Source organism: Mesonia profundi (assembly GCF_031085155.1).
Taxonomy (GTDB): Bacteria; Bacteroidota; Bacteroidia; order Flavobacteriales; family Flavobacteriaceae; genus Mesonia; species Mesonia profundi.
Genome location: NZ_JAVHUL010000002.1, coordinates 131394 through 138226 on the forward strand (window position 1 = coordinate 131394; position 6833 = coordinate 138226).

A 6833-nucleotide genomic window follows, 5' to 3' on the forward strand; every position below is an offset into this window, starting at 1 on the left:
AAAAATTAAGATGATGAAGACAAGACAAAAAACAAGTAGCTTTTTTAGAGTGTTTCTAACGTTGTTGTTTTTTATAGCAATCGTATTCACTACTCAAGCGCAAATTGATTTTCCAGAAGGATCCCCATTTGTAGAAGATGTACCAGAAGGGGCCCCCATCGATGGTTTTATAGGGATAGCCATAGCGGTTGGAGCTTACTTTGGAGCTAAAAAACTTCGAGGAAATAAAAAGGAGAACTAATTATTAATCTTTTAATCAAGAAAAAACCCGCTGTAAGGTGGGTTTTTTTATGTTTAAACCTGAGTTGAATCTTTCCTAGATCATTGTGAAACAACACTACTTTCTTCAATTCTGTTTCAGAAGAGCATTCGGTGTTCTAATACCAATTTAATTTTGTAATGTCGTACAGAAAACGAAGTTGCTTTTTTGTTCTATGACGCTGCGATTGGTTTGCATAGTCATTCGTGCTGAGCAAAGTCGAAGTATAGCTATGGAGATTATGAGCAACTCGATCTACCGCAACGGACGGGGGAAATAGAACGAGTTTAAATGCGATATTACATTTTTAGTTTGGTATTATTCTACTTCAACGCTTTTACATGAAAAGAAGAATGGTTTTTGATTGAAGCTTGGTATGCAACAGTTTATCCTTATATTTTATTCTAATAAGTCGGTAGATTTTCTTCGTGTAGAGAGCGTTTTTTTCTCGAATCAGAAATCCCTAAAAGAAAAGTGTTTTAAAAAGTAAATAACAAGGGCAAGCCTTGTAAGTCTTGCCCTTGTCATGATTTACTCACGAAGTGAGATAAAGTAATTTTAACTTTTATTTAAAAGCCGAAATACCCGTAACATCCAGCCCCGTAATCAAGAGGTGAATATCGTGGGTTCCTTCGTAAGTGATTACACTTTCTAGATTCATCATATGACGCATAATGCTATATTCTCCAGAAATTCCCATTCCTCCTAACATTTGTCTTGCCTCACGCGCAATGGTAATCGCCATATCTACATTGTTACGTTTGGCCATAGAGATTTGTGCGCTGGTGGCTTTGCCTTCATTCTTTAATTGCCCTAAGCGAAAGGCCAATAATTGTGCTTTGGTGATTTCAGTAATCATTTCGGCTAACTTCTTTTGTTGTAATTGAAATCCAGCAATAGGTTGACCAAACTGAATACGTTCTTTGGAATAACGTAAAGCGGTATCGTAGCAATCCATCGCTGCGCCAATCGCACCCCAAGCAATTCCGTAACGCGCAGAATCTAAACAACCTAAAGGAGCTCCTAATCCGCTTTTGTTAGGTAACAAATTTTCTTTAGGAACCTTTACATCTTGAAAGATCAACTCTCCCGTAGCCGAAGCTCTTAACGACCATTTGTTATGCGTTTCTGGCGTAGAGAACCCTTCCATACCACGTTCTACGATAAGACCGTGAATTCTTCCTTCTTCATTCTTGGCCCAAACCACAGCAATATCACAAAACGGAGAGTTAGAAATCCACATTTTGGCTCCGTTAAGTAAATAATGGTCTCCTTTATCTTTAAAGTTGGTGGTCATTCCCCCAGGATTAGAGCCGTGATCAGGTTCGGTTAACCCGAAGCTTCCCATGAATTCTCCCGTAGCAAGTTTAGGTAAGTATTTTTTTCGCTGCTCTTCATTTCCATATTTCCAGATAGGATACATCACCAATGAAGATTGTACCGATGCCGTAGAGCGCACGCCGCTATCGCCACGTTCAATTTCTTGCATAATCAAACCGTAGGAGATTTGGTCTAGTCCTGCGCCGCCATATTCTGCGGGGATGTATGGGCCAAAAGCACCAATTTCAGCAAGACCGCTAATGATAGATTTTGGGAACTCTGCTTTTTGAGCAGCCTCTTCAATAATAGGAGAGACCTCTTTTTTTACCCAATCGCGGGCCGCGTTTCTCACCATTAGGTGTTCTTCGGTTAATAAATCGTCTATATTATAATAGTCTGGGGCTTGAAATAAATCAGGTTTCATCGCTATAATTTTCTTTAGGTTAAAAATCTTGGCCGTAAAGTTAACGAATGAAGACAAAGCAGCCAATGATTTGTTTCTAAATTCTTAAATGCAGAAGTAGAAAGCTTTCGCGGAACAAATCCGTCATGCATTAAAAATCTCTATTAATAAGTGTACCTTTGCCGCATATATTAGACTATGACATTTAAAGAACTAGGCATTATTGAGCCCATATTAAAAGCACTGACCGAAAAAGGATACACACATCCTACTCCCATTCAAGCCCAAGCGATTCCCATTTTACTGAACGGAAAAGACTTGTTAGGTTCCGCGCAAACCGGAACGGGAAAAACGGCAGCCTTTACCATTCCTATTTTACAACATTTAGCCGAAGGCGCACCGCCAAGAAAGAAAAGAAAAATACAAGCGCTTATCATTACGCCTACGCGAGAATTGGCGATTCAGATTGATGAAAACATCAAGGCCTACGCTGTACATACCGATATTCGGAATACGGTTATTTTTGGGGGCGTAAAACAAGAATCTCAAGTGAGAATTTTAAATCGCGGGGTAGATATTCTTACGGCGACCCCAGGAAGATTACTCGATTTGATCAATCAAGGTTTTATTTCGCTGAAGGACGTGAACCATTTTGTGCTCGATGAAGCCGACCAGATGTTGGACATGGGCTTTGTGCACGACATCAAAAAACTAATTAAAAAATTACCTCAAGAACGCCAATCGTTGTTCTTTTCGGCGACTATGCCTAAGTCTATTATTGATCTTTCTAAACAGATCTTGGGAGATTTTGAACGCATAAGCATTGCGCCGCAGCAAACCACCGCAGAGCGTGTAGACCAAGCCGTGTACTTTGTGCCTAAGAAAAACAAGAATAAATTACTGATACATCTGTTAGAAACGGAGCCTTTTGAAACGGTATTGGTGTTTTCTCGTACCAAACACGGAGCCAATAAAATTGTGAAAAAATTAAGTCAAGCCGGAATTGATTCTGCTGCGATTCATGGGAACAAATCACAAAACCAACGTCAAAAAGTACTCAATCAATTTAAGGACGGAAAAATAAAGGTCTTGGTAGCTACTGATATTGCTGCCCGCGGAATAGATGTTTCTCAACTTTCTCTCGTGGTGCAATTTGATTTGCCCAACGTTGCCGAAACCTATGTGCATAGAATAGGAAGAACGGGTCGTGCGAAAGCCAGCGGAAGCGCGATTGCTTTTTGTGACGGAGAGGAGCGTCCCTACTTAAAATCGATTGAAAAATTAATCGGTCAACGGGTATCGGTGATAAAAGATCATGATTTTAAAGAAGTAGCTCCAGAAGATAAGTCTTCAGAAAAAACTCCGAAATCACAAAATAAACCTAAGAAGACTAATTTCCGAAAAAACTCCAATTCTAGAAGTAAGAAAAAACCGAATTAAAGTTTGAGGTAAAAATCTTTTACTAATTCGGTGTATTCTTCCGTGTAAACGTGTCTTTCTTTTTCGATGATCAAGGTGCTCTCTTGAAGCGGAAGTTTTTCAAAACCCAATTGAAGCAACACCCGTTTTACGGGAGCATTCTGGTTGCCTTTAACTAAAGTGACGCGTTGCACATGAAGTTGAAATTTTTGAGCTAAGTCGATAAATCGCTCGTATTCAGAAAAAGGAATAATAGTCTGGAGAGTACCATTTTTAGCAAGAAGTTTTGCTGCATTTTTTAGAAGCTCTTCAAAAGGAAGAGCATCATAAAAACGTGCTTTCTTGCGCGCTTCTGAAGTTTCTTCCGTCAAGGCAGGTTTAAAAAAAGGAGGATTGCTTACAATGAGATCATAGTCTTCCTCGCTTTCTTCTTCAGAAGAGAATTCTTCCGTAAATTCATCTAAATCGGCGTGATAACAAAAGAGGCGATCTCCCCAAGAGCTGTTTTCAAAATTATCGACACATTGCTCATAGGCATCTTCATCAATTTCTAAGGCATCTATAAGTCCAGCCTGACTCCGTTGAGCTAACATTAAAGCGATAACTCCAGTTCCTGCGCCAATATCTAATATAGAATAGGTTGTGTTGGGAATATGGACCCAAGCTCCTAATAAAACGCCGTCGGTTCCAATCTTCATGGCACAACGATCTTGTTCTATGCTAAATTCTTTAAATTGGAAGGCTTTGGACATGTGTGTTGGGGGTTATTTTGGTAAAGTTGAGATGTAAGATATTTATTCCCTATTCTAAGAGAAAGATTCCTCCTTCGTCGGAATGAGAGTTATTTACTATAGCAATTATGGCTTTATGTTACAGTTTTAGAATTTTAGACAAAAGAAGTTAGATATCAATATATTAAGTCTAGCTTCTATATTCTAGGATCTATTCTCTATGCTAAGACATAAGATTCCTCCTAGGTCGGAATGAACTGTGCTTTATTAATATAGCAATAGTCTCTTTATGCTACCGTTCTAGAATTCTAAACACAAGAAATTAAGATATCAATATTAATATATTAAGTCTAGTTTCTATATTCTAAGATCTATACTCACCTCTCACCTCTAATCTTAGTTATGCCTTCTTATAAGTTAAATGGCAATTTATAAATTAATTAAGTCTAGATTCTAACATCTAACATCTAACATCTAGTTTCTAATATCTATTCCAAATACATTTCGATCAATCCTTCCGGTACATCGAGATGAATAATTTTATTTTCTTTATCTACTTGCGCGATAAAATCATCGTTTAGGGGAATAAGCACTTGTTTTCCGTTGTGATCAATTTCAAATAAAGCCTGTGGACTAGTGGTATTCACACCGGTTAACAATCCAATTGCTCCAAAGCTTTTATCGGTGGCTCGGTAGCCAATAATTTCGTGAAAATAAAATTGATCGTTTTCTAAGGTAGGTAATTCTTCTAAGGGAAGATAGACTTCTCGTTTTATGAGATCTTCTGCATCTTCTTCGGTATCGATATCTTCAAATTTAACGCGGAGAAGTTCACTTTTTTGCAAGGAAGATTTTTGAATAAAAAATGGAACCAATTTTTTGCGGTATTCCACAAAAACTGATTCCATTTTTAAATAATGTTGGGGGTCGTCGGTGTCTAATTTGATCAACAACTCACCCTTAAAGCTAAACTTACTAACGATTTTACCTAAATAGAAACAATCTTCTTTACGCACGTCGTCAATTTTAGTTTACTAAGCTTCTTTTTCTTCTTCCGTTGCTTCAGCGCTAGCCTCTGCTTCTTCAGTAGCTTTTGTTTCCGCTTCTTTTTCAGCAGCAGCAGCTAATGCCTCGCTTTCAGCAGCTTTTGCTTCTGCTTCGCGCTTTTCATTTACTTCTTTTTCTGAAGCTAATGCTTTGTCTTTAGCTTCTTGATCTGCTTTAGAAAGATTTTCTTTCTTCGCATCAATCTTTCCAGCTTTTTCATCTACCCAAGCATTAAATTTCTCTTCTGCTTGATCTTCTGTAATGGCACCCTTACGAACACCTCCAGCTAAATGATTTTTAAGTAAGGCTCCTTTGTAAGAAAGGATGTTTTTTGCAGTATCTGTAGGCTGCGCTCCATTTTGAAGCCATTTTACAGAGCTATCAACGTCTAGTTCGATAGTTGCAGGATTCGTGTTTGGATTGTAAATCCCTAATTTCTCAAGGTATTTACCATCTCTTTTTGCGCGGGTATCCGCTGCTACGATCCAGTAAAAAGGCTTTCCTTTTTTACCGTGTCTTTGTAATCTTATTTTTACAGGCATAAAAATTAAATTTTGAGGTTCTCGACCTCGATTATTAATAATCTTGCAAAGATACATGATATTTTTTTACAGTTAATAAAAAGATTAGTATTTTTTCTTTTACATTTGTAGCTACTAAAATTAAATTTACCCTACCATGAGAAATTCCTTTTTGCTTGCTTTGCTTTCTCTTTTTATGATGAGCTGTGGTGACGATGTCGAAACCAATACCCCATCTATTCAAGGAGAAGTGGAGGATGTCTTTTTTAGATCTTCAACTTCTACCGCCGCAATTAACGACGATGGTTCGGTAACTCTTACAGGAACATCTTCAGATGAAACGGTTACTTTAAAGGTTTCTGATTATGAAGTAGGTACGTATATGATTCAAGGAAATGCTGCCAATGAAGCTACTTTTGAAGATTTTAATGGCGTACTTTACCTAACTGGAGAAGACGGAGAAGGGAAAATTGAGGTGACAAGAGTAGAAAATGGTACTCTTTCTGGAGAGTTTTACTTCAATGCCTTAAAGAATGGTGTGGGAGATACGATTAACTTCAGTAAAGGTTCTTTCTTTGATGTGCCAGTGACTAACCCAACTCCTCCAGATCCAGATTTGAATTGTGAAGAAGCACAAGCTATAAGTTTAAGTGCAAAAATTGCTTACGATAATGTAGATCCTAATAACGCAGAAGAATTACAAGCTACTTGTAACTCCTACCGTACGGCATTAAACCAAGAAATAGAAGCTTGTGGGGATGAAAGCGGAGAATTACAACTTATTTTAGACGGCTTAGGGGATTGTGAGAATTAATTTTTCACACTTCATATAATTTATCATTAGAAAAAAAACTTTAGGCAACTAAAGTTTTTTTTGTTTAAATCAATTTTATTGGTGACTAAAAATGAAGGGTAAGATTTCAAATGAGGCTTTTATTCAGGATCTCTTTACTTTGGAAGCAAAAATTCTTGTTTTGAAATTGAAAATATACTAATATAACCCGTTGTGCATTATGATTTAAAAGAAAAAAGTTGTTCATCTTACTGATAATCAGCAACTTGTTTTAGCTATAAAACATTAACAATGAACAACTTAAATGCAAATTACGAAAGAATTTTGGAAGTATTAAGAA

The 6833-nt window shown here is 37.4% G+C and carries 7 protein-coding genes; 3 read left to right on the top strand and 4 right to left on the bottom strand.

The genetic code is table 11. From position 1 onward, the window contains the following. The first annotated feature begins 10 nt into the window (after positions 1-10). Positions 11-241: a PID-CTERM protein-sorting domain-containing protein gene (locus RBU60_RS01645; protein ID WP_308862876.1), complete on the top strand. Its 231-nt coding sequence runs from the start codon at positions 11-13 to the stop codon at positions 239-241. Between the two features lie 583 nt (positions 242-824). Here RBU60_RS01645 and RBU60_RS01650 read toward each other — a convergent pair. Beyond that, complete coding sequence (locus RBU60_RS01650) at positions 825-2003, bottom strand: acyl-CoA dehydrogenase family protein (RefSeq protein WP_308862877.1); 1179 nt, start codon at positions 2001-2003, stop codon at positions 825-827. A 177-nt stretch (positions 2004-2180) separates the two neighbouring features. Here RBU60_RS01650 and RBU60_RS01655 point away from each other — a divergent pair, with 177 nt between their 5' ends. Then, positions 2181-3422, top strand: coding sequence for a DEAD/DEAH box helicase (locus RBU60_RS01655; RefSeq protein WP_308862878.1), 1242 nt, complete (start codon positions 2181-2183; stop codon positions 3420-3422). On the opposite strand, the gene RBU60_RS01660 is transcribed toward RBU60_RS01655, so the two are convergent. The 3 genes from RBU60_RS01660 to RBU60_RS01670 all read right to left on the bottom strand — a co-directional run bounded on the left by RBU60_RS01660 (position 3419) and on the right by RBU60_RS01670 (position 5721). Next, positions 3419-4153 (bottom strand): tRNA1(Val) (adenine(37)-N6)-methyltransferase, encoded by a 735-nt coding sequence (locus RBU60_RS01660; protein ID WP_308862879.1) that lies wholly within the window; start codon positions 4151-4153, stop codon positions 3419-3421. The genes RBU60_RS01655 and RBU60_RS01660 overlap by 4 nt on opposite strands. A gap of 467 nt (positions 4154-4620) precedes the next feature. Then, on the bottom strand, positions 4621-5148 hold the full coding sequence (gene rimM / locus RBU60_RS01665) for a ribosome maturation factor RimM (protein ID WP_308862880.1): 528 nt from the start codon (positions 5146-5148) through the stop codon (positions 4621-4623). A gap of 18 nt (positions 5149-5166) precedes the next feature. Beyond that, positions 5167-5721, bottom strand: coding sequence for a 30S ribosomal protein S16 (locus tag RBU60_RS01670; protein ID WP_308862881.1), 555 nt, complete (start codon positions 5719-5721; stop codon positions 5167-5169). A gap of 136 nt (positions 5722-5857) precedes the next feature. Between RBU60_RS01670 and RBU60_RS01675 the strand changes: the two genes are divergently transcribed. Then, positions 5858-6514 (top strand): DUF6252 family protein, encoded by a 657-nt coding sequence (locus RBU60_RS01675; protein WP_308862882.1) that lies wholly within the window; start codon positions 5858-5860, stop codon positions 6512-6514. The last annotated feature ends 319 nt before the right edge of the window (positions 6515-6833 follow it).

Excerpts from the sequence above, each read along its gene's own strand:
- RBU60_RS01645 (WP_308862876.1), top strand. The coding sequence starts at position 11 with ATGATGAAGACAAGACAAAAAACAAGTAGCTTTTTTAGAGTGTTTCTA.
- RBU60_RS01650 (WP_308862877.1), bottom strand. The coding sequence starts at position 2,003 with ATGAAACCTGATTTATTTCAAGCCCCAGACTATTATAATATAGACGAT.
- RBU60_RS01655 (WP_308862878.1), top strand. The coding sequence starts at position 2,181 with ATGACATTTAAAGAACTAGGCATTATTGAGCCCATATTAAAAGCACTG.
- RBU60_RS01660 (WP_308862879.1), bottom strand. The coding sequence starts at position 4,153 with ATGTCCAAAGCCTTCCAATTTAAAGAATTTAGCATAGAACAAGATCGT.
- RBU60_RS01670 (WP_308862881.1), bottom strand. The coding sequence starts at position 5,721 with ATGCCTGTAAAAATAAGATTACAAAGACACGGTAAAAAAGGAAAGCCT.
- RBU60_RS01675 (WP_308862882.1), top strand. The coding sequence starts at position 5,858 with ATGAGAAATTCCTTTTTGCTTGCTTTGCTTTCTCTTTTTATGATGAGC.